The sequence below is a fragment of the Nonomuraea sp. NPDC054003 genome (assembly GCF_055585125.1).
In genome coordinates this window covers 26,674-46,311 of the sequence record NZ_JBVJKR010000012.1, presented here as the reverse complement: position 1 = coordinate 46,311, position 19,638 = coordinate 26,674, and the positions used below count along the sequence as shown (strand labels likewise).

The 19,638-nt window shown below is 73.2% G+C and carries 18 protein-coding genes; 8 read left to right on the top strand and 10 right to left on the bottom strand.

Going from position 1 to position 19,638, the window contains the following annotated elements; genetic code table 11:
• The 8 genes from ACZ6YG_RS29400 to ACZ6YG_RS29365 form a co-directional block, all read right to left on the bottom strand.
• Complete coding sequence (locus tag ACZ6YG_RS29400; RefSeq protein WP_466019770.1) at nucleotides 1-1,782, bottom strand: ABC transporter ATP-binding protein; 1,782 nt, start codon at nucleotides 1,780-1,782, stop codon at nucleotides 1-3.
• Nucleotides 1,779-3,464: an ABC transporter ATP-binding protein gene (locus ACZ6YG_RS29395; protein WP_466019769.1), complete on the bottom strand. Its 1,686-nt coding sequence runs from the start codon at nucleotides 3,462-3,464 to the stop codon at nucleotides 1,779-1,781. The genes ACZ6YG_RS29400 and ACZ6YG_RS29395 overlap by 4 nt, the downstream gene beginning before the upstream one ends.
• An 8-nt stretch (nucleotides 3,465-3,472) precedes the next feature.
• Nucleotides 3,473-3,700, bottom strand: coding sequence for an MbtH family protein (locus ACZ6YG_RS29390; RefSeq protein WP_466019768.1), 228 nt, complete (start codon nucleotides 3,698-3,700; stop codon nucleotides 3,473-3,475).
• Nucleotides 3,675-4,493, bottom strand: coding sequence for an ABC transporter ATP-binding protein (locus ACZ6YG_RS29385; protein ID WP_148033142.1), 819 nt, complete (start codon nucleotides 4,491-4,493; stop codon nucleotides 3,675-3,677). The genes ACZ6YG_RS29390 and ACZ6YG_RS29385 overlap by 26 nt, the downstream gene beginning before the upstream one ends.
• Complete coding sequence (locus ACZ6YG_RS29380) at nucleotides 4,490-5,545, bottom strand: FecCD family ABC transporter permease (protein ID WP_466019767.1); 1,056 nt, start codon at nucleotides 5,543-5,545, stop codon at nucleotides 4,490-4,492. Before ACZ6YG_RS29380 ends, ACZ6YG_RS29385 begins: the two co-directional genes overlap by 4 nt.
• On the bottom strand, nucleotides 5,542-6,597 hold the full coding sequence (locus ACZ6YG_RS29375) for a FecCD family ABC transporter permease (RefSeq protein WP_466019766.1): 1,056 nt from the start codon (nucleotides 6,595-6,597) through the stop codon (nucleotides 5,542-5,544). Before ACZ6YG_RS29375 ends, ACZ6YG_RS29380 begins: the two co-directional genes overlap by 4 nt.
• Nucleotides 6,597-7,931: a lysine N(6)-hydroxylase/L-ornithine N(5)-oxygenase family protein gene (locus ACZ6YG_RS29370; protein WP_148033145.1), complete on the bottom strand. Its 1,335-nt coding sequence runs from the start codon at nucleotides 7,929-7,931 to the stop codon at nucleotides 6,597-6,599. Before ACZ6YG_RS29370 ends, ACZ6YG_RS29375 begins: the two co-directional genes overlap by 1 nt.
• Before the next feature lie 78 nt (nucleotides 7,932-8,009).
• The gene (locus ACZ6YG_RS29365; RefSeq protein WP_466019765.1) at nucleotides 8,010-9,548 is read right to left on the bottom strand and encodes a hypothetical protein; all 1,539 of its coding nucleotides are present in this window, start codon (nucleotides 9,546-9,548) and stop codon (nucleotides 8,010-8,012) included.
• Between the two features lie 362 nt (nucleotides 9,549-9,910).
• Here ACZ6YG_RS29365 and ACZ6YG_RS29360 point away from each other — a divergent pair, with 362 nt between their 5' ends.
• From ACZ6YG_RS29360 to ACZ6YG_RS29330, 7 genes are all read left to right on the top strand, one after another.
• Nucleotides 9,911-11,488: a gamma-glutamyltransferase gene (locus ACZ6YG_RS29360; protein WP_466019764.1), complete on the top strand. Its 1,578-nt coding sequence runs from the start codon at nucleotides 9,911-9,913 to the stop codon at nucleotides 11,486-11,488.
• On the top strand, nucleotides 11,481-12,173 hold the full coding sequence (locus ACZ6YG_RS29355; RefSeq protein WP_466019763.1) for a RidA family protein: 693 nt from the start codon (nucleotides 11,481-11,483) through the stop codon (nucleotides 12,171-12,173). The genes ACZ6YG_RS29360 and ACZ6YG_RS29355 overlap by 8 nt, the downstream gene beginning before the upstream one ends.
• Entirely contained in the window at nucleotides 12,170-13,627 is a 1,458-nt protein-coding gene (locus ACZ6YG_RS29350; RefSeq protein WP_466019762.1) for an aldehyde dehydrogenase family protein, read from the top strand. Before ACZ6YG_RS29355 ends, ACZ6YG_RS29350 begins: the two co-directional genes overlap by 4 nt.
• Before the next feature lie 117 nt (nucleotides 13,628-13,744).
• Entirely contained in the window at nucleotides 13,745-14,461 is a 717-nt protein-coding gene (locus tag ACZ6YG_RS29345) for a TenA family transcriptional regulator (RefSeq protein WP_148033148.1), read from the top strand.
• Complete coding sequence (locus ACZ6YG_RS29340; RefSeq protein ID WP_148033149.1) at nucleotides 14,458-14,802, top strand: Rieske (2Fe-2S) protein; 345 nt, start codon at nucleotides 14,458-14,460, stop codon at nucleotides 14,800-14,802. The genes ACZ6YG_RS29345 and ACZ6YG_RS29340 overlap by 4 nt, the downstream gene beginning before the upstream one ends.
• Nucleotides 14,799-16,007 (top strand): NAD(P)/FAD-dependent oxidoreductase, encoded by a 1,209-nt coding sequence (locus ACZ6YG_RS29335; protein WP_466019761.1) that lies wholly within the window; start codon nucleotides 14,799-14,801, stop codon nucleotides 16,005-16,007. Before ACZ6YG_RS29340 ends, ACZ6YG_RS29335 begins: the two co-directional genes overlap by 4 nt.
• A 9-nt stretch (nucleotides 16,008-16,016) precedes the next feature.
• On the top strand, nucleotides 16,017-16,379 hold the full coding sequence (locus tag ACZ6YG_RS29330; RefSeq protein ID WP_219545305.1) for a Rieske (2Fe-2S) protein: 363 nt from the start codon (nucleotides 16,017-16,019) through the stop codon (nucleotides 16,377-16,379).
• A gap of 4 nt (nucleotides 16,380-16,383) precedes the next feature.
• Here ACZ6YG_RS29330 and ACZ6YG_RS29325 read toward each other — a convergent pair whose 3' ends face one another.
• Nucleotides 16,384-18,174 carry a helix-turn-helix domain-containing protein gene (locus ACZ6YG_RS29325; protein ID WP_466019760.1) on the bottom strand — a complete coding sequence of 597 codons (1,791 nt, stop codon included), beginning with the start codon at nucleotides 18,172-18,174 and terminating at the stop codon, nucleotides 16,384-16,386.
• A 256-nt stretch (nucleotides 18,175-18,430) separates the two neighbouring features.
• On the opposite strand from ACZ6YG_RS29325, the gene ACZ6YG_RS29320 reads away from it, so the two are divergent.
• Complete coding sequence (locus ACZ6YG_RS29320) at nucleotides 18,431-18,910, top strand: GlcG/HbpS family heme-binding protein (RefSeq protein ID WP_466019759.1); 480 nt, start codon at nucleotides 18,431-18,433, stop codon at nucleotides 18,908-18,910.
• A 90-nt stretch (nucleotides 18,911-19,000) separates the two neighbouring features.
• On the opposite strand, the gene ACZ6YG_RS29315 is transcribed toward ACZ6YG_RS29320, so the two are convergent.
• The gene (locus tag ACZ6YG_RS29315) at nucleotides 19,001-19,627 is read right to left on the bottom strand and encodes a LamG domain-containing protein (protein WP_466019911.1); all 627 of its coding nucleotides are present in this window, start codon (nucleotides 19,625-19,627) and stop codon (nucleotides 19,001-19,003) included.
• Between the last annotated feature and the right edge of the window lie 11 nt (nucleotides 19,628-19,638).

Genomic DNA, 19,638 nt, shown 5'->3' with positions numbered 1-19,638 from the left:
CTAACGTGATGACGACGTGGGGGTGCGCGCCTCCCAGGCACGCCAGAGCTCCGCGTACCGGCCGCCTGCGGCGACGAGCTCCCGGTGCCCGCCCTCTTCGACGATCCGGCCGTGCTCCAGGACGACCACCCGGTCGGCGGAGGCGGCCTGGGTCAGGCGGTGGGCGACGATCAGGGTGGTGCGTCCGCGGGTGGCCGCGGCGGCGGACTCCTCCAGCTTGCGGGCGCCGAGGCTGCCGGCCTCGGCGGTGGCCTCGTCGAGGATGGCGATCGGGGGGTCGGCGAGGATCAGGCGGGCGAGGGCGAGCTGCTGGACCTGGGCGGTGGTGAGCTCGTGCCCGCCCTCGCCGACCACCGTGCCGAGGCCGTCGGGCAGGTCCGTCGCCCAGTCCAGGGCGCCGACGGCGGCGAGCGCGGCGGCGGCCTCCTCCGGCGAGGCGTCCGGCCGCGCCAGGCGCAGGTCCTCGATGAGCGGGCCGGCGAAGACATGCACCTCCTGGGTGATGATCGCGACATGCTCGCGCAGGCTCCCGGGCGGGAGCGCCGCTCCTCCGACGCGTACGGAGCCGCTGCCGGGCGTGAGGATGCCCGCGGCGATCGCAGCAATGGTGGACTTGCCCGCGCCCGTCGATCCGACCAGCGCGACCCGCGAGCCGGCCGGCAGGCTGATGGAGACGCCGTGCAGCACCTCGGGGGCGCCGTCGTAACGGAAGTGCACGTCTGCCAGCTCAAGGGACGCGTCGACCGGCTCGCCCGTCCCGTCGCGGGGCTCCTCCGCGGGGGCGAGGTCGATGACGCCGACGAGCCTGGCCAGGCTCGCCGCCGCCGCCTGCACCTCGTCGAAGGTGAACAGCAGCATGCCGATGGGGTTGAACAGGCGGTGGAACAGGACCGCCGCCGCCGCGCTCTCGCCGACGGTCACGTGCCCCTGGCGGACGAGGAGGAAGCCGGTGACGAGGATCGCGGCCAGGCCGAAGAACTCCGAGCGGTTGACGCGTCCGACGAACCGGGTGAACAGCGTGAAGACGGACACCGAGATGTCGCGCACCTCGTGCGAGGCGTTCCCGATGCCGTGCAGGCGCCGCTGCTCCAGCCGGTAGGCGTGCACGGTGCGGACGCCCTGCATGCTCTCCACCAGCAGTTGCGAGTTGTCCGCCACCGCGCGCCGCTCCTCGGCGTACTTCGGCGCGGCGCGTGGCAGGTACCAGCGCAGCGCCATCACGTACAGCGGGATCGCGACCGCGCCCGCGAGCCCGAGCCGCCAGTCGAGCCCGGCCATCGCGGCGACGCTCACCATGACCAGCAGGAACGCCGAGATCATCGTGGGCATCACGTTGGAGGCGGCCTTGCCGATCGCGGCCGTGTCGGTGCTGACCCGTGACAGCAGGTCGCCCTTGCCGACCCGTTCCAGGGTGGTGACGGGCAGGGAGAGCGCGCGGGCCACCGTGCTTTCCCGCAGGTCGGCGAGCATCTGCTCGCACAATCGGCTGATCAGGTACGTGCCGGGCCCGGCGGCGAGGCCGCCGACGAGCGCCCCCACGAGGATCACCGCCGCGACGGGGACGATCGCCGAGCCGGGAGCCCGCTCCGTGACGAGGTCGACGAGCCTGCCCAGCGCGTACACGGGCACCACCGACGCGGCGGCGCCCACGGCGCCCACCAGCACGGCGAGCGCCCCGGCCCGCCACCGCCCGCGCAGTTCCTCCCGCAGCCACGCCCATGTCCTGCGCGCGTCCGCGACGGGCAGCCGCTCGGGGCCCGTCGCCTGGTCGGAGGCCGTCATCTCAGCACCGCCCGGTTGTAGTCGTCGTCCGTCACGGCCAGGTCGGCGTGGGTTCCCTCGGCGGCGACCCGGCCGCCGTCGAGGACCACGACCCGGTCCGTCATGGCGAGCAGCGCCGGACTGCTCGTCACCACCACGGTGGTGAGCTCCCCGGTGCCGCGCAGCGCGCGCAGGCCCCGGGCGATCTCGTGCTCGGTCACCGCGTCGACGGCGGTGGTGGGGTCGTGCATCACGAGGATCGGCGGGCGGGCCATCAGCGCGCGGGCGAGCGCGAGCCGCTGCCGCTGCCCGCCGGAGAGACTGGCGCCGCGCTCGGCGACCAGGTGGGCGAGGCCGTCGGGATGGGCGGAGACGACCTGGCCGGCCGCTGAGGCCTCCAGCGCGGCCTCGTCCAGCGGCCCGCCCGCGGTGACGTTCTCCTCGACGGTCCCGGTGAACAGGTCGGTGAGGTGGGGTTCCACCAGCATCACCCGGCGGGCGTCAGCGGGCGCGAGCCGCGACAGGTGCGCGCCGCCGACGAGCACGCCGCCTTCGTACTCCTCCGGCGCCACCTGTCCGGAGAGGATCTTGACGAGCGCCTCCCCGTCGGCGGCTCGGTGGGGCACCACGCCGACGAACTCGCCCGGCCGCACCCGCAGGTCGACCCCGTCCAGCGGGCCGTACCTGAGCGTCCGCAGCTCCAGGCCGGACGGGCCCGCGACCTCCTCCGTACCCTCGGGGAGCAGCGGCTCGGCGTCCAGGACGCCGACGACGCGGTCGGCGGAGGCCCTGGCCTCGGCCACCCAGCCGGGGACGACCGCGAGCAGGCCGATGGGCTCCATCAGGAACTGCGCGAGACCGATGACGGTGATGAGCTCGCCGACGGTGATCCGCCCGTTGAGCGCGAACCACCCGGCCAGGATCGCGACGCCGCACGCCAGCAGCGCGCCGCTGGACATGGAGGCGGACAGGTAGCCGCCCTGGGTGCGGGCCGCGCGCAGCGCCGCCCGCAGGGAGCGCCTGCTGACCTCGTCGTAGCGGCGGGCCGCCGCGCCCTCGGCGCCGATGCCGCGCAGCGGGCGCACCCCGCTGACCACGTTGGCCGCCAGGGACGTGGCCTCGCCGGCGAGCTCCTGCTGCTCGGCCACCCGCCTGGTGATCAGCGGGGTGGCGGCCTGGAGGGCGACGAGCACGACGGGCGTGCCGATCAGCACGGCCAGCCCGAGCTGCACGTCGATCACGAGCAGCGCGACGGCGCTCACCGCGGTCGCGGTCACCGCTCCGGCGACGCGCGGCACGTAGTCGAGCAGGTAGGAGGTGTTGTCGGTGTCGTTGACGGCCACGGTGAGCAGGTCGCCGGCCCGCCGGTCTGTCCTGATCCCGCGCGGGTGCAGGATCTTCGAGGCGACCTCGACGCGCAGGGTGTGCGCCTCGTCGGCGATGGCGATCATCAGCTGGCGGGCGCCGAAGCGGTAGCACATGGTCAGCGCGGTGAACAGCGCGGCCATGGCCGCCACCCACAGCAGGAGCGCGCCGCCGTCGCCCGGCCCGATGGCCTGGTCGACGATGACCCCGATGAGGATCGGCACCAGCGACTCGCACACCTGGTGCAGGCTGATCAGGCCGGTGCCGGCGCCCAGCCGGCGCCGGTTGCGGGTCACCGCGCGCCAGAGGACGCGGCGCCCGGTGATGGGGCGGGTCATGGGTCGGGTCACTGCTCGGTGGCCATGCTCTCGCGCAGGCTCCTCGGCCGCAGGTCCGTCCAGTGCTCCTCGACGTAGTCGACGCATTCCTGGCGTCTGCTCCGGCCTTCCCCGCCGAAGACGACGCGCCAGCCCTGTGGCACCTCCTTGAACGTGGGCCAGAGGGAGTGCTGCTCCTCGTCGTTGATCAGCACGTAGAAGGTGCCGTCCTCATCGTCGAAGGGGTTGTCGGACATCGTTTCTCCTGTTCGCGTGGTGGGAGCGGGGGATGACGAGCGGGGTGTGGGTCTCCGGGTCGTCGATGATCCGGCAGGGCAGCCCGAACACATCCTCGATCAGCTCGGCGGTGACGATCGCCTTGGGGTCGCCCTGGGCCACGACTGCGCCCGCCTTCATCGCGACGATGTGGTCGGCGTACCGGCAGGCCTGGTTGAGGTCGTGCAGGACGGCCACCATGGTGTTGCGCTGCTCCCGGTTCAGCCGGAGGCAGAGGTCGAGCAGCTCGATCTGGTGGGCGATGTCAAGGAAGGTGGTCGGCTCGTCCAGCAGCATGATGGGGGTTTCCTGAGCGAGCACCATCGCCACCCAGACCCGCTGACGCTGGCCGCCGGAGAGCGTGTCGACGAGCCGTCCCGACAGGTCGGTGACGCCGGTGGCCGCCATCGCGTTCACCACGGCGGCCTCGTCCCGCTCCGACCACTGCCGCAGCAGCCTCTGGTGCGGGTGGCGGCCGCGCGCCACCAGGTCGGCCACGGTGATGCCGTCCGGGGCGATCGACGTCTGCGGCAGCAGGCCGAGCCGCCGGGCGACCTCCTTGGCCGGGTAGGAATGGATGTCCTCGCCGTCGAGCACGACCTGCCCGGCGGACGGCCTGAGCAGCCGGGCCAGCGCCCGCAGCAGGGTGGACTTGCCGCAGGCGTTCGGCCCGACGATCACGGTGAGCCGGCCGTCCGGTATCTCCAGGTCGAGGTGCTCGCTGATCGGCCGCTGGTCGTAGCCGAGCGTGAGGTCCCTGGCGCTCAGTCTCACGGTGCCGCCTTCCGCATCGGCCTGGCCAGGAGCCAGGCGAAGTAGAGCCCGCCGAGCGACACCGTCACCACGCCCACGGGCAGCTGGGTGGGCGCGAACAGCCGCTGGCCGAGCCAGTCGCTCGTGGTCAGCAGCAGCGCGCCCATCACGGCCGACGGCGCCAGGGCGACGCCCGCCGTACGGGTGAGCAGCCGGGCCAGTTGCGGGGCGGCGAGCGCGACGAACGAGATCGGCCCGGCGGCGGCGGTGGCCACGGCGGTCAGCGCGACGCCGATGACGAGGTAGAGCAGCCGGGTCCGTTCGGTGCGCACGCCGAGCGCGGCGGCGGACTCCTCGCCCATGGCCAGCAGCGACAGGCGCGGCCCGAAAGCCAGCAGGCCCGCGGCGAGCAGCGCGACCGCGACGGCCACGGGCGGGACCTGTTCCCACGTGACCGTGTTGAGGCTGCCCTGCCCCCAGATGGCGGCGGCGACGGCGAGCTGCAGCTGGACCTTGATGACGAACCACTGGTTCACCGAGGCGAGGATCGCGCTGATCGCGATGCCCACGACGATGAGCCGGAACCCGTGGACGCCGTGCCGGTACGCCAGCAGGTAGACCACCGCGGCCGCCAGGAGCCCCCCGGCCAGCGCGCCGGCCGCGGTCTGGTGGTAGTCGCGGCCCACCAGCAGCATCGTGACCAGCACCCCGGTGTAGGCGCCGGTGTTGAAGCCGATCACGTCCGGGCTGCCGAGCGGGTTGCGCAGCAGCGACTGGAAGACGGCGCCGCTCAGCCCGAGCGCCGCGCCGACGAGCAGGGCCAGCAGCACGCGCGGCAGCCGCCACTCGACGACCACCAGCCGCGTCGCGCCGGAGCCCTGCCCGGCCAGCGCCCCGATCACCTCGCCAGGCGGCACCTCGAACTCGCCGGTGCCCAGCCCGAGCACGGCGACCGCCAGGGCGGCCAGGCCGAGCCCTGCGCAGACGAGCGCGGTACGCGCGCCGAACCGGACCGACAGCGGGCCGGGTCCGCGCGCGACGACGACCCGGTGGCCGAAGTCCACCCCGTTCACAGGCCGCTCACCGCTCTCCGCCTGATCAACCAGATCAGGACCGGCGCGCCCAGGAACGCGGTGACGATGCCCGCCTGCAACTCGGCCGGACGGATCAGCATCCGCCCGGCGATGTCGGCGCCGAGCAGCAGGATCGGCGCGCAGATCACCGTGTACGCGAGGATCCAGCGCTGGTCGGGCCCGACGATCCGGCGGACGGCGTGCGGCACCATCAGGCCCACGAAGCCGATCGGCCCGACGGCCGCGGTCGCCGCCCCGGTCAGCAGCGTCACCGAGAGCACCGACAGCACGCGCGTCCTGACGACCCCTGCGCCGAGCGTGCGGGCGAGGTCGTCGCCCAGCGCGACGGCGTTCAGCGAGCGGGCCGCGGCCAGCGCCAGGCCGAGGCCGAGCACGACGAACGGGGCGACGGCCACGGCGATCTGCGCCGGCCGTCCGGCGAGCGTGCCGACGTCCCAGAAGCGCAGGTAGTCGAAGGCCCTCGGCTTGACCAGCCGGATCCCGGCCGAGGCGCCCGACATGACCGCGCCGAGCGCGACGCCCGCCAGCGTCAGCCGGAGCGGCGTCGCGCCGCCGCGCCCGATCGAGCCGAGCGCGTAGACGAGGACCGTGGCGAACGCCACCCCGGCGAACGCGAACCACACGTACGACCAGATGCCGGTGAGCCCCAGCACGCCGATCGCGAACACCACGAAGAGCGCCGCGCCGGCGTTCATCCCGAGAATCTGCGTGTCGGCCAGCGGGTTGCGGGTCACGGCCTGGAGCACCGCCCCGGAGACGCCGAGCGCGGCCCCCGCCAGCAGGCCGAGCAGCGTCCTCGGCACGCGCAGCTCGCGGACGATCACGTGTTCTTCCGTGCCGGCGAAGTGCGCGAACGCGTCCCAGACCGTGCCGAGGGCGATGGTCCTGGTGCCGGCGGCGACGCTGAGGACGCACGTGGCGGCCAGCGCCGCCACGAGCACGAGCAGGACGCCGCTCCGGCCGGCGCCGCCCGCGGCGAGGCCGGCCGGCCGCTGCGCGGAGACGCCCGGCCGGCCCTCGGCGACGACCACTAGGTCGCCGCCCTGGCCCGCGGCGTGCGGTGGGCGAGCAGCGAGTCGCGGATCTCCCCGGCCCGGATCGCGGTGGTGGACAGGAGCGTCGAGGTGAGGCCGTGGGTGTGCTCGCCCGCCCCCTGGAGGTAGATGCCGGCCGACACGTTCGGGGGCGTCAGTACGCGGTAGTCGCGGCCGATCCTGACCTCGTCCTCCTCGTCGCGGAGGCAGAGCTTGGCGGCCCGGCCGAGCACGGCGCCGATGTCCTGGGGCCGGTAGCCGGTGGCGTGGACGAGCAGGTCGGCCTCGATCACCTCGCGGGCGCCGGTGGGCAGGAACTCCACCTCGACGCGGAGCCGGTCGTCCAGCGCGCGCACCTCGCGGATGCGCGAGGCGCGCAGCAGGCGCAGCCGCTCGCTGCCCCGGACCTTCTCCCGGTAGACGGTCCGGTAGAGGGACTCGATGAGGTCCATGTCCACCACCGAGTAGTTCGTGCTCCGGTGGTAGTCGAGCAGGGACTGCTTGACCTGGGGCGGGGCGCCGAAGTAGGTGTCGACGGCGGCCGGGTCGAAGATCTGGTTGGCGAAGGGGCTGTCGTCGGCGGGGGTGTAGCCGTACTTGGCGAAGACGGCGCAGATCTCCGCCTGGTCGAAGGTGCGGTGCAGGTAGTCGGCCGTCTCGGCGGCGCTCTGGCCCGCCCCGAGCACCAGGGCCCTGCGCACCCGGGTCCCGGCTTCCTGGAGCGCGGTCACGCGGGGCAGCAGCTCGCTGTTGTGCCACACGCGGTCGGAGACGACGGTCCCCGGCGGCAGGTGCGGCTCCAGGCCGGTGGCGACGCAGAGGTTGCGCGCGCGGCGGATGAAGGTGCGCTCCGGACGCTCCGGATCGCGGACGATCACGTCGAACGCGTGGACCTCACCGCCCTCCCCGGTCACCGGCTCGACGGACACCACCTCCGCCGAGTACTCGACCAGGTCGCGCATCCGCGCGGCGGCCCACTCGAAGTAGGCGTGGAACTCGATGCGTAACGGGAAGAGCGTCTTGTGGTTGAGGAAGTCCACCAGCCTGCCGCTCTGCTTGAGGAAGCAGAGGAAGCTGAAGTCGCTGGCCGGGTCGCGCATGGTGACCAGGTCTTTCAAGAAGGACACCTGCATGGTCGCGTCGTCGAGGAGCATCCCCCTGTGCCAGCCGAAGTCGTGCTGCTTCTCCAGGAATCCGACGCGGAGCCGCTCGCTCTCCGGGACCCGCGCGTTGTGCTCGGCCAGCGCGATCGCCAGCGCGAGGTTGGATGGGCCGAAGCCGATTCCCAGGATGTCGTAGGTGCCGTCCGGTCCGCTCAGCAGTGTCTCCACCGAGGCATCGCCTCCCTCTGCCGGACATGCTAGATAAGGTTAGCCTAACCTTGCAAGAACCGGAGAGGGAGGCGGCCATCAGAAGATCAGCACGGCCACCAGCGTGGAGGCCAGCAGTCCCAGCATCACCGGCAGGAACGCCTTCCGGGCCAGGTCCAGCACCGAGACGCGGGCGAAGCCCGCGACCGCGATGAGCGAGGACCAGGCGATGAGCACGCCGCCGCCGGCCCAGATGGCGCCCATCTGACCGACGGCCGCCAGGGTGGCCGGGTCGACGCCCGCGGCGGGGCCCAGCGCCCCCGACAGCGAGCCGGTCAGCGGCAGGCCGGAGAACCCGGAACCGTCGAGACCGGTGATCATGCCGATGACGAGCAGGGCGAAGGCCATGAAGAAGGCGTTGGACGGGATCGCGCCCTGCGCGGCGCTCACCAGTTCGAACAGGAAGCTCGGCGCCTCGGCGCCCTCCTCCAGGCCCATGATCCGACCGGCGAAGTCGCCGTTGCCGATGAAGAAGAAGCCGGCGATCGGCAGCACGATGCCCATCGCCTTCATCGAGAACACCAGGCCGTCCACGACGTGCTCGGCGCACGCCTCCAGGCTGCCCCGGGCGTCCTTGGTGATCGAGGCGGCCAGCAGCAGGAGCGCGACCACGCCCCCGACGAGGGCGGCGGCGTCCGAGCCCACCGTCTCGGGGACGAGGCCGGTGAACTTGCCGAGCAGCATGTAGCCGACCACGGCGAGCAGGACGAGCGGCACGATGACGGCGAAGGCCCTGGAACGCCCAGCCCCGGCGCCCTCCCCGGGAGGGCCGCCGTGGCCCGGCCCGCCGTCCTGGGGGGCGGGCGCGACGGCCACCGTGGCGCCGGCGGCGGTCATCTCCACCGGCCCGGCGGCCGTGTGCGCCACCGGCACGCTGCTCCCGGCGGGCTGGGGAACCCCGTTCTGGGCGCCGGTCTCCTGGACGGTCTCGGCGGCGCTCGTGGAGAGCGCCTCCCACGCCTGTAAATGGGTCATGCTCGGCCGCAGGATGTGCTTACGGTTCATGACGTAGACGAGGACCAGCGCCACGCCGCCGGTGATGAGCGACAGCACCATGGCGCGGTCGGCCACCACGCTCGCCTCCACTCCGGCGGCGGTGGCCGACAGGCCGGGGGCGACCTGCATGACGTAGTCGCTCGACAGCGCCATCCCCTGTCCCGCGATGGCCATGGCCAGGGCGGACTGCAGGGGCGGCAGCCCTGCCCTGATGGCCGCGGGCAGCAGGATCGCGCCGATGAGCGGCACGGCGGGGGTGGGCCAGAAGAACAGGCTGATGACGTAGGTCACCGCCGCCATCACCCAGAAGGCGGTGTGCCCGTTGCGCATGACCACCCGGAAGGGCTCGACCATGCGCCGGTCGGCGCCCAGCGACTTCAGCGCGCCGAGCAGCGCGGTCACCAGGGCGATGATGAGGAAGATGTTGAACAGTTCGGCGGCGGCCGTGAGGCTGGCGCCGAAGACGGACCGGAACCCGGAGACGAGGTCTCCGGTGTATGCCCAGGCGGTGAGGAAAGTGGCGGCGACGGCGGGGATGACGATGTTCTTGCGGGCGACCATCACGCCGATGATCACTGCCATTCCCGCCAGGTAAATCCAGTGAGCGGCACCCAGTTCCATGGCACCTCCCTTTCGGTACGGCATCGCGTACCAAAGCTGCGAACTGTTGCACAGAATGTCCTGGGTCGGCCCGAGGCGAACAATGAGGAAACTGCACATTAAGCGCCCGGCTGTTTGTGCAGCGTGCCGATGCGACGGCAGCCCGGAACCGGCTCACGCCCGCGTCGCCGCGCCGGGGGTCGCTCCCCCGGATGTGCAGGACGCCCAAGTTCCGCACGCCGAATCCAACACTTCCTCCATATCCGGACATTGTGGACAGGCAGACACTGTGGTTCGTGCGTTCAGAACGACAGGACTGGCAGGACCCTCCACGGGGACCGGCGGTGTCGGCAGGAGGGATGGTGGCCTCCAGCCATCCCGCCGTCAGCCTCAGCGGGGTGCGCGTGCTCCAGGACGGCGGCAACGCCGTGGACGCGGCCCTCGCGATGGCCGCGATGAGCTGGCTGGCGCTGCCGGGCCAGTGCGGCGTGGGCGGGGACGCCTTCGCCCTGCTGCGGCGCCCGGACGGCGCGGTGGTCTCCTTCTCCGGCAGCGGATACGGCCCCGACGGGGGCGCCGCGGACTTCTACCGGGCGCGCGGGCTGACCGCCGTGCCGATGGAGGGGCCGCTGGCGGTGGCCGCGCCCGGCGCGGTGGCGGCGCTGGCCGCGCTGCACGGCGCCGGCGCCACCCGGAGCCTGGCCGAGCTCTGGGCCCCCGCGATCGACGCCGCGCAGGGCGGGCTGTGCTGCACCGCCAAGACCAGGGCCGACATCCTGGAGCACCGTGACGCCCTGGCCGCCGATCCCGGGACCGCGGCGGTGTTCCTGCCCGGCGGCGCCGTGCCGGCCGTGGGCGCCCCGATCGTCCAGGCGGAGCTGGCCGCCACGCTGCGCCGCCTCGCCGGCGACCCCGGTGACCTCTACACGGGAGAGCTGGCGGAGCGGGCCGTGTCCGCGCTGGCCGCCGCCGGCGCCCCGTTCTCCGGGATGGAGTGGGCCGAGACGGGGAAGGTCGTGCCCGGTCCGGCCCTGACCGGGCGCTACCGGGGCATGGACGTCCACCAGACCCCGCCGCCCTCCCCCGGGTGGATGGTGCTCCAGCAGGCGGGGATGTGCGACGGCACGCTGGCGGAGCTGCCCTGGCTGTCGGCCGAGGCGGTGCACTGGGCGGCGGGCGCGGCGCGGTTCGCGTTCGCCGACCGGCTGGCCCGCTGCGGCGACGGCGACGACGGATGGCGGGAGCTGTTGACACCTGGGGAGATCGCCGCCCGCCGGTCGCTGCTCGCCGCCGGGCGGCTGCCCCACCCGGTTGCCCCGGCGGTGCCTGCGGCGGGCGACACCACCTCGGTGGTGGCCGTGGACGGCGACGGGCGCGCGGTGAGCCTGATCCACTCGCTCGCCTTCACGTTCGGCGCCCGGGTCACGGTGCCCGGCACCGGCGTGGTGCTGAACAACCGGCTGGGCCGGGGGGCGTACCTCCGGGACGGGCACCCCAACGAGGTGGCTCCCCGCCGCCGCCCGCTGCACACGCTGAACGCCTGGCTGGTCACCGACGACGCGGGCCGGCTGCGGCACGCGGGGAACACGCCCGGCGGCGACGGCCAGGTGCAGTGGAACACGCAACTGCTGTCGCACCTCCTCGACCACGGGGCGGACCCCGCGCGGGCGGTGGGCGCCCCCCGGTTCACCGTGCACCCCGGCAGCGACGCCGACACCCGGGGCAGCCCGTACGAGCTGCGGTGCGAGACCCGGCTGGGGCGGCGGACGCTGGCCCGGCTCGCCGGGCTGGGGCACGAGGTGCGGACGCAGGGCGCGTGGGGGGCGGGCGGCAGCGCCCTGGTGATCTCGATCGACGAGGAGTCCGGCGCGCTGCTCGGCGCGGCGGATCCGCGACAGGACGGAGTGGCTCTCGGTGTCTGAGACCGACAGGAGAACGGACGGAGCGATCCCGGAGGAGCTCCCCGAGGTGCCGTGCCCCCGCGGGGCCTACGCGGCCGCCGTGAGCCAGCCGCACCCGCTGTGTCCGGGACGCGGGTACGTGCCCTGCTCGGCGCTGGTGGTGAGCGCCGGGATGACGCCCAGGCGCGACGGCACGCTCACCGTGACCGGCCTGGTCGGCGGCGAGGTCGATATGGCCGCGGCCGCCGAGGCTGCCGGGCTGGCCGCGCGCAACGCCCTGGCCGCGGTGGCGGACGCGGCGGGCGGGCTCGACCGGCTGCGCGGGCTGCTCCGGCTGAGCGTCTTCATCGCCTGCGTGGACGGGTTCACGGAGCTGTCCGCGGTGGCGGACGGCGCGTCCGCCGCGCTGGCCCGTACGGCACCGGCACTCGGCACCCCCGCCCGCACAGCGGTAGGCGTACGGGCCCTACCAGGCGGCGCCCCCGTGGAGATCGAACTCACCGCAGCAGCCCAACACCTCCCGACCACGCAGAACGCCGCACCCGACACCCCCATCACGGAGGACACCGCGCCCGCCGCCCCGATCCCGCGAGACGCCGCACCCGACACCCCCACCGCGCAAGACACCGCACCCACCGCCCTCATCCCACAAAACGCCACACCCGACGCGCTCTCCCAGCGTGTGCCCGAGGAGGCGTGCCGGTGAGCGCGCACGAGGGTCGCAATCTGATCGGGGGCCGGTGGGTGCCCGCGCTCTCGGGTGAGACGTTCACCCGACGCAACCCGGCGGACGTCGACGACGTGGTGGGCGCGTTCCCCGACTCTTCCGCCGCCGATGTGGACGCCGCCGTGGCGGCCGTGGCCGGGGGCGCGGCGGAGTGGGCCGCCACGCCGGCCGAGACCCGGGCGAGGGTCCTGGAGAAGGCCGCCGACCTGCTGGAGGCCCGGGCCGCCGAACTGGCCGCGGAGATCGTACGGGAGGAAGGCAAGACCCTGGCCGAGGCGTCGGTGGAGACCCGCCGGACGCCGATGAACCTGCGCTTCCACGCCGCCGAGGCGGTGCGGATGAGCGGTCAGACCTACGCCGCCCCCGGCAGCGCCCTCGTCTACACCTGGCGGGAGCCGGTCGGCGTGGTCGGCGCGATCACGCCGTGGAACTTCCCGCTCAACATCCCGTCCAGGAAGCTCGGTCCCGCGCTCGCCGCAGGGAACGGCGTGGTGTTCAAGCCCTCGCCGCTCACCCCGCTGACGGCGCAGCGGCTGGTGGAGGCGCTGCTCGCGGCCGGGCTGCCGGCGCGCGCGCTGGCGCTGGTGCACGGCGGCCCCGAGCCGGGCGCGGCGCTGGCCGGCGACCCCAGGGTGGGAGCGGTGACGTTCACCGGCTCGACCGCGACCGGCCGCGCCGTGCATGCCGCCGCCGGCCCGTCCCGCCGGGTCCAGCTGGAGATGGGCGGCAAGAACCCGGTGGTCGTGCTGCCCGACGCGGATCTCGACCGGGCCGCTCAGATCATCGCGACCGGGGCGTTCGGGCTCAGCGGCCAGGCGTGCACCGGCACCAGCCGGGTGATCGCGCTCGGCGAGGTGTACGAGCCGCTGCTGGAGCGGGTGGCGAAGCTGGCCGGGGAGCGCACCGTCGGCGACGGCCGGGCGCCGGGCGTGGACATGGGCCCGCTCGCCGCGGACTTCCAGCTCGCCAAGGTGCTCGACCACGTGCGCATTGGCCAGGAGGAGGGCGCGGAGCTCGTCACCGGGGGCCGCAGGCTCACCGGTGACGGCCTGGACCGCGGGTTCTTCGTGTCCCCGGCGGTGTTCGCGGGCGTGCGGCCGGACATGCGGCTGGCCCGCGAGGAGATCTTCGGGCCGGTCCTGGCGTTCCAGCGGGCCGCCGACTTCGAGGAGGCCCTCGCGCTGGCCGACGCCACCGAGTACGGCCTGGCCTCGGGCATCGTCACCCGGGACCTCGGCCGGGCTCTGGACTTCGCCCGGCGCAGCCGTACCGGGCTGGTAAAGGTCAACCAGCCGACCACCGGCATGGCGATGAACGTGCCCTTCGGCGGGCTCAAGGAGTCCGGGACGCAGACCTTCAAGGAGCAGGCCGGGCCCACGATGATGCTCTTCTACACGCAGGAGAAAAGCGTTTATCTGTCCGCGCTCGAATGAGCCGTGCAACGTGCACACGAAATCGGCGGTTCCCTGTGCCGGTTGACCGTACGAAACGAACCGCGGAATTCCTACTGTGAGACGAGAAAAGCCGTCTCGGGGAAAGGGAGACCGGAAATGCCGGAACTGCTGTCGCGGGATGATTTCCGCTCGGCCCTGGAGAACGCGATCAAGGGCCGGCAGGCCTCGAAAGCGAATTTCAGCGTCGCCTGGGCGGAGGGCAAGCTCAAGCGGGAGCATTTCGCCCGCTGGGCCGAGAACCACTACCACTATGTCGGCCCGTTCGCCGACTACCTCGCCTACGTCTACGCCAACACCCCCGACCAGTACACCGGTGCCAAGGACTTCACCCTGCAGAACATGTACGAGGAGGAGCTGGCGGACATCCGGCACACCGATCTGCTCATCAAGTTCGCGGAGGCGTGCGGCACCACCCGGGAGCGGGTGGAGGACCCGGACAACGCGAACCCGATCACCCGCGGCCTTCAGTCGTGGTGCTACGCGGTCGCCATGCGCGAGCACTTCGTGGTGGCCACCGCCGCGCTGGTCGTCGGCCTGGAGTCGCAGGTGCCGAACATCTACCGCAAGCAGATCGTCCCCCTGCGCGAGGTCTACGGCTTCAGCGAGGACGAGATCGAGTTCTTCGACCTGCACATCACCTCCGACGAGGTGCACGGCGAGCGGGGCTACCAGATCGTGCTCGACCACGCCGACACGCCGGAGCTGCAGCAGCGGTGCCTGCGGATGTGCCGGTGGGGCGCCGAGATGCGCTACTCGTACACGCAGGGCCTGTACGACCACTACGTCCGGCCGGACCTCGTGGCCGCGGAGTGAGCACGCCGGCCGAGTGGGTGGAGGTCGCCTCGCTCCGCGAGCTGGAGCGGCGCAACCGCAAGCTGGTCACGGTGGGCGCCGAGCAGATCGCGCTCTTCCTGGTGGACGGCGAGGTGTACGCGCTGGCCGACACCTGCGTGCACAAGCGGCGTTCGCTCAGCAAGGGCACGCTGTTGCACGGCAGGGTGATCTGCCCGGGTCACCAGTGGTCGTTCGACCCGCGCACCGGTGAGGCCGACGGGCAGGACCGGTGCCAGCCGGTGCACGCCGTACGGGTGGACGACGGCGTGGTCTACGTGGACCCGCGGCCGCGGGCGCTGACGGCGGAGGAGAGCCGATGATCCGGTCGGTGCTGGTGGCCGGGGCCGGGCAGACGGCCGCCGTGGCGGCCCGGACGCTGCGGCGGCTGGGCTTCGATGGCCGTGTCACGCTCGTCGGCGCCGAGCCGGAACCGCCCTACCAGCGCCCGCCGCTGTCGAAGGAGTACCTGGCGGGCGAGGAGGACCGGGCGGGGCTGGACCTGCTGACCGCGCGATGGTGCGCGGCCAACGAGGTGGAGCTGCTGCTGGGCACCGCGGTGACCGCCGTGCGCGGCGCGGACCGCGCCGTGGAGCTCGCCGACGGCTCCACGGCCGCGGCCGACGCGCTGCTGATCGCCACCGGGGGGCGGCCGCGCGCGCTGCCGGGGGTGGCCGGCGACCGGGTACGGTACCTGCGCACCGTGGCCGACGCCGACCGGCTCCGCGCCGACCTGCGGCCCGGGGCCCGCGTCGTGGTGGTCGGAGCCGGGTTCATCGGCTCCGAGGTGGCCTCCACGGCGCGGGCCAGGGGCGCGGCGGTGACCGTGATCGAGCGCCTTGACCACCCGCTCGGGCAGGTGCTCGGCGAGGAGATGGGCGACGTGTGCGCCGCGCTGCTCCGCGCCGGCGGGGTGACGCTGCGCACCGGGGAGAGCGTCGTGGAGTACGCCGAGACGCCGGACGTCGCCGCCGTGCGGACCAGCGCCGGCCGGATCGTCGAGGGCGACGTGGTGGTGGTGGGCGTCGGCATGGTGCCCAACGTCGAACCGCTCGCCGGCTCGGGCATCGACCTGGACGACGGAGTCCTGACCGACGAGTACTGCCGGACGAACGTGCCGGGCGTCTACGCCGCCGGTGACGTCGCCCGCGCCTTCCATCCCCTGGCCGGCAGGCCGGTCCGGGTGGAGCACTTCGACAACGCCAGCGGCCAGGGCGCCGCGGCGGCCAGGAACATCCTCGGCCGCGACGTCCCGTACACGACCCCCCACTGGTTCTGGTCGGAGCAGTTCGGCCGCGACCTGCAGTACGCGGGACACGCCGAGGGCTGGGACGAGCTGGTCGTGCGCGGCTCGGCCGAGGAGTTCGACTTCGTCGCCTTCTACCTGCGCAAGGGCGTGCTCAAGGCCGCCTTCGGGATGGACCGGGGCGCCGAGGTGTCCGCGGCCCGGCAGCTCATGGCGGCCGGGGCCGCACCCGACCCCGCCGCGCTCCGCGACGAGGACACCGACCTGATCGACCTGCTCTGAGGAGAGACCATGGAATACCGGCGCGTCGCACGGTCCGGGCAGGTGCCCGACGGGCTCGTACGCAGATTCTTCGTGGACGAGGTGGAGGTCGCGGTGGCGCGCTGGGACGGCCGGGTCCACGCCATGTCCAACTACTGCACCCACCTGGACTGCCTGCTCTCCTCCGGCCGGGCCACCGAGGAAGGGCTGCTCTGCTCCTGCCACGGCAGCGTCTTCGACTACGAGTCAGGCGAGCCGATCCTGCCGCCCGCGACGCGTCCCATCAGGGTGTATCCGGTGCGCGAGGAGAACGGCGAGATCTTCGTCCTGCTTCCCGACGACGCCAAGGAGCAGGACGGGCCCAGGCGCCGGCGGCAGGCCGCCCAGGGCTGAGCCGTCAGGGGGCCTCGACGGAGTCGACGGGCGGGGACAACTCGTCGGAGAGCGCGCCGGTGACCGCCGCGAGAGTGTCGATGTGGTGCGCGAGCCAGACCATGAACTGGGCGTCGGCCGACCGGATGTCCATCCGCAGCGCCCTGGAGGCCCGGTCCAGCTTGTACAGCATGGTGTTGCGGTGCAGCTTCAGCGTCCGGGCGGCGGCGTTCAGGTTGCCCGCGGACCTGATGTAGGCGAGCACCACCTGCTCCAGGTCGCCGGTCTGGCTGTGCACGCGGCGCAGCGCGTCCAGGATCTCCCTGGCGAACGCCCGCCCCTCGACGCTGGCCGCCACGTCCTTGAGCGCGGCGTGGACGCGCAGGTCGTCGTACCCGCACACGGGGGCGGCGCCGGTGTGCCGGGCCAGCCCCATCGCCACCCGCGCCTCGTAGTAGCTGGCCGCCACCCCCGCCGCGCCCCGGCCGGCGCGCCCGTGGGTGAGCCGCAGGTCGTCCCCCAGGTGAGGGCGGAGAGCCCGGTGCAGCTGCCCGGCGAACTGCGCCACGGACGCCTGCCCGGCCAGCGCGTCCCCGGTGACCTGCCGGATGACCACGATGAAGGGGCCGATCGCGGCGGCCAGCGTCCGCTGGGTGTCGGAGGGCTCGACCACCTGGACCATGCGGGTCACGGCCCCCGCCCGGCGCTGGTCGCGCCGGCCGGCCGGCAGCAGGGCGCCCGCCGTCAGCACGTGCACCGCGTAGCGGCCCTCCGGGTCGAAGCCGTGGTGGCGGGCGCGGGCCTCCAGCTCGTGCGGGTCGGCGAAGCGGCCGTGCACGAGCGACTCGACGAAGTCGCCCCTGGCCTGCTCCTCGGCGGCCCGCACCGAACGCTGGCGTAACATCTCCGAGCCGGTCAGGGTGGCCCCGTGCTCGGCGATGACCCGGTGCTGGGCCAGGTCGTGGGCGTCCGGCGGCCAGACGTTCTCCACGAGCACCAGCCTGCCGTACAGGTCGCCGCCCACCACGATAGGCGCGATCAGGACACGGACCGGGTCGTCCAGCTCGCCTTCGCGCAGGTTGAGCTCCGTCAGCGTCCGGGCGCAGTCGTCGCTCTCCCGCAGGTCGGGCAGGCGTTCGGCGATGAGGTCGGCGATCCTGGCCGGTTCGGCGGCCAGACCGGCGGCGCCCGGCTCGAAGCCCGCGCAGACGAGGGTCTCGCCGTCGGCGTCCATGACCAGGACCGGGCAGCGGGCGAGCCCGGCGACCGCCCGCGCCATGGCCGGGATTCCCGACCCCCTGGCCAGCACCTCGGCCAGCGTGCGGTGCACCCGCGAGCCGTACTCCAGCACGTGAGAGGTCTGGGCCAGCGCCTTCTGCCCCACCAGGCGGCTCACCGCACGGTAGTCGGCCTCCGCCGGCAGCACGAGCAGCGGGATGCGGGCCTCCTCGGCCGCCCGCGCGGCCCTGGTCAGGTCAGGGACGCGGCCCTCGGGGGACGGCCAGACCAGCAGCGCGACGGCGTCCCTGCGGGCGAGGTCGGCGACCAGCGCGCACGCCTCGTCCGGCTCGGCCAGCGCGTCCGCGGGCAGGTGGACGACCATGCCGGAGAGGTCCGGCGAGGACACCGGCCCGGCCTCCCCCAACTCGGACAGCGGCAGGCACCAGGACGCGCTCCGGCTCAGCCCGGCCGTGCCCGCGATGACCCGGCCGCGCAGCAGAGGTTCGGCCAGAAGCGCTCGCAAGGAGATCTGCCCACTGGGGTCACGGTCCTGGGCATCGATCAGGTCGACACTGCTGGGGGACGTCTGTGCCATGTGCCCAAATCCTGTCTCGCCGGTTCGGCAGTGTGTACGTAGCCGTGGGCCACCGGCCCTCGGAGACTGACGGTGTCAACGGAGTCGCCGCGAGTCACGGGTGAGGAGGGAGGACGGATTTCCCTCATTTTCCATTTCGGGGGAACGGAAGGCAATAGCCCGATGTCAGGGACCGCGGGTCGCCGGTAAATGGCGTCGCGCCGCTTTCTCTTGTCAGACGGCCGGAATATTCATGCGGGCAGGAGCTGAAAAGGCAATGCACACGGTTTTCCGCCTCACCCTTGAGGACGCCCTCGTCATGCTGGAGGCCGCCGAACAGGAGGCCCGCCGCATCGGCGTCAAACAGACCATCTGCGTCGCCGACGACGGGGCCCATCCGATCGCCCTCCACCGGATGACCGGCGCCCGCCTCACCGGAGTGGAGATCGCGATCGCCAAGGCTTTCACCGCGGCCGGCCACCAGCGCGACACCCACCTCTTCAACGAACCCCCGAACGGCCCAGCCCTGCCCGGCAACGAGGCCTTCGGCATCAGCCACATGCACCCCGGCAGGTTCGCCGTCTTCGTCGGCGGCTTCCCCATCGTGCACGAGGGCCAGGTGGTCGGCGCCGTGGGCGTGAGCGGCGGCAACGGCGAGCAGGACAAGGCGGTGGGCGCCGCGGCACTGCGCGCTTTCCGGGAGAAGGTGGCGGCTCCGGCCACGAATGACGGCGAACCACCGCACGCCCCGGCTTGACCGGACCGGCGCCAAAAGGCACGCCCGGTTCATTCTTACGCCGATTACAGATCCATTCTGTTTACCGATGATTCGCCATCTCACCCAAAGTCAGAAAGGAGAGTCCGACGGGAGTTCCGTGTAGCCCGCGAGCGTCTGGATCTGCTCCTGGGTGAGCACCCCGGAGAAGGCCCACACGTCGTCGATCACGCCGGACCAGTGCTCGCCCCAGGCACCCGCGGTCTTCGTACGGCCCAGTTGGAGCGGGCCGGTGGCGTCGAAGCCGATCGTGTGCCAGCGAGCCGAAACCCGTTCCTCGGTCTCCTCAAGCCAGCCGTTGACATACAGCCGCAGGACGTCCGCGAAGGAGTCGTACACGATGGCCACATGGTCCCAGTCGAGCTGGCTCTGATAGGCGGAGTGCTCCGCCCGCTGAGCCACCGCGCCTGACGCGTCGGAGCCCGGCATCTCGACCTGCCAGCCGCCGGCGCCATCCGCGGCGGAAGGGTCATACCGCACGGTGAAGCCGCTGTTGGTGCTGCCGGCCTGAGAGAAGACGGCCGATCGGGCGGTGGGCCTGCCCGCGGCGGTCACCCAGCCGGCGACGGCGAAGCTGCGGCTGGTCGACACCACTGGCCCGGTCGTGGCGGCGTGGTCGCCGGCGCCGACCAGCACCAGGGCGCCCATCGGGGAGCCCAGCCAGCCGGCCGCCTGATCCACGTGAGCGTCGCCCCCCATGGTGAGGTGGC

Bases quoted from the DNA above. Each gene is read 5' to 3' on its own strand.
- ACZ6YG_RS29400 (WP_466019770.1), bottom strand. From the start codon at position 1,782: ATGACGGCCTCCGACCAGGCGACGGGCCCCGAGCGGCTGCCCGTCGCG.
- ACZ6YG_RS29395 (WP_466019769.1), bottom strand. From the start codon at position 3,464: ATGACCCGCCCCATCACCGGGCGCCGCGTCCTCTGGCGCGCGGTGACC.
- ACZ6YG_RS29390 (WP_466019768.1), bottom strand. From the start codon at position 3,700: ATGTCCGACAACCCCTTCGACGATGAGGACGGCACCTTCTACGTGCTG.
- ACZ6YG_RS29365 (WP_466019765.1), bottom strand. From the start codon at position 9,548: ATGGCAGTGATCATCGGCGTGATGGTCGCCCGCAAGAACATCGTCATC.
- ACZ6YG_RS29345 (WP_148033148.1), top strand. From the start codon at position 13,745: ATGCCGGAACTGCTGTCGCGGGATGATTTCCGCTCGGCCCTGGAGAAC.
- ACZ6YG_RS29335 (WP_466019761.1), top strand. From the start codon at position 14,799: ATGATCCGGTCGGTGCTGGTGGCCGGGGCCGGGCAGACGGCCGCCGTG.
- ACZ6YG_RS29330 (WP_219545305.1), top strand. From the start codon at position 16,017: ATGGAATACCGGCGCGTCGCACGGTCCGGGCAGGTGCCCGACGGGCTC.
- ACZ6YG_RS29325 (WP_466019760.1), bottom strand. From the start codon at position 18,174: ATGGCACAGACGTCCCCCAGCAGTGTCGACCTGATCGATGCCCAGGAC.
- ACZ6YG_RS29320 (WP_466019759.1), top strand. From the start codon at position 18,431: ATGCACACGGTTTTCCGCCTCACCCTTGAGGACGCCCTCGTCATGCTG.
- ACZ6YG_RS29315 (WP_466019911.1), bottom strand. From the start codon at position 19,627: ATGGGGGGCGACGCTCACGTGGATCAGGCGGCCGGCTGGCTGGGCTCC.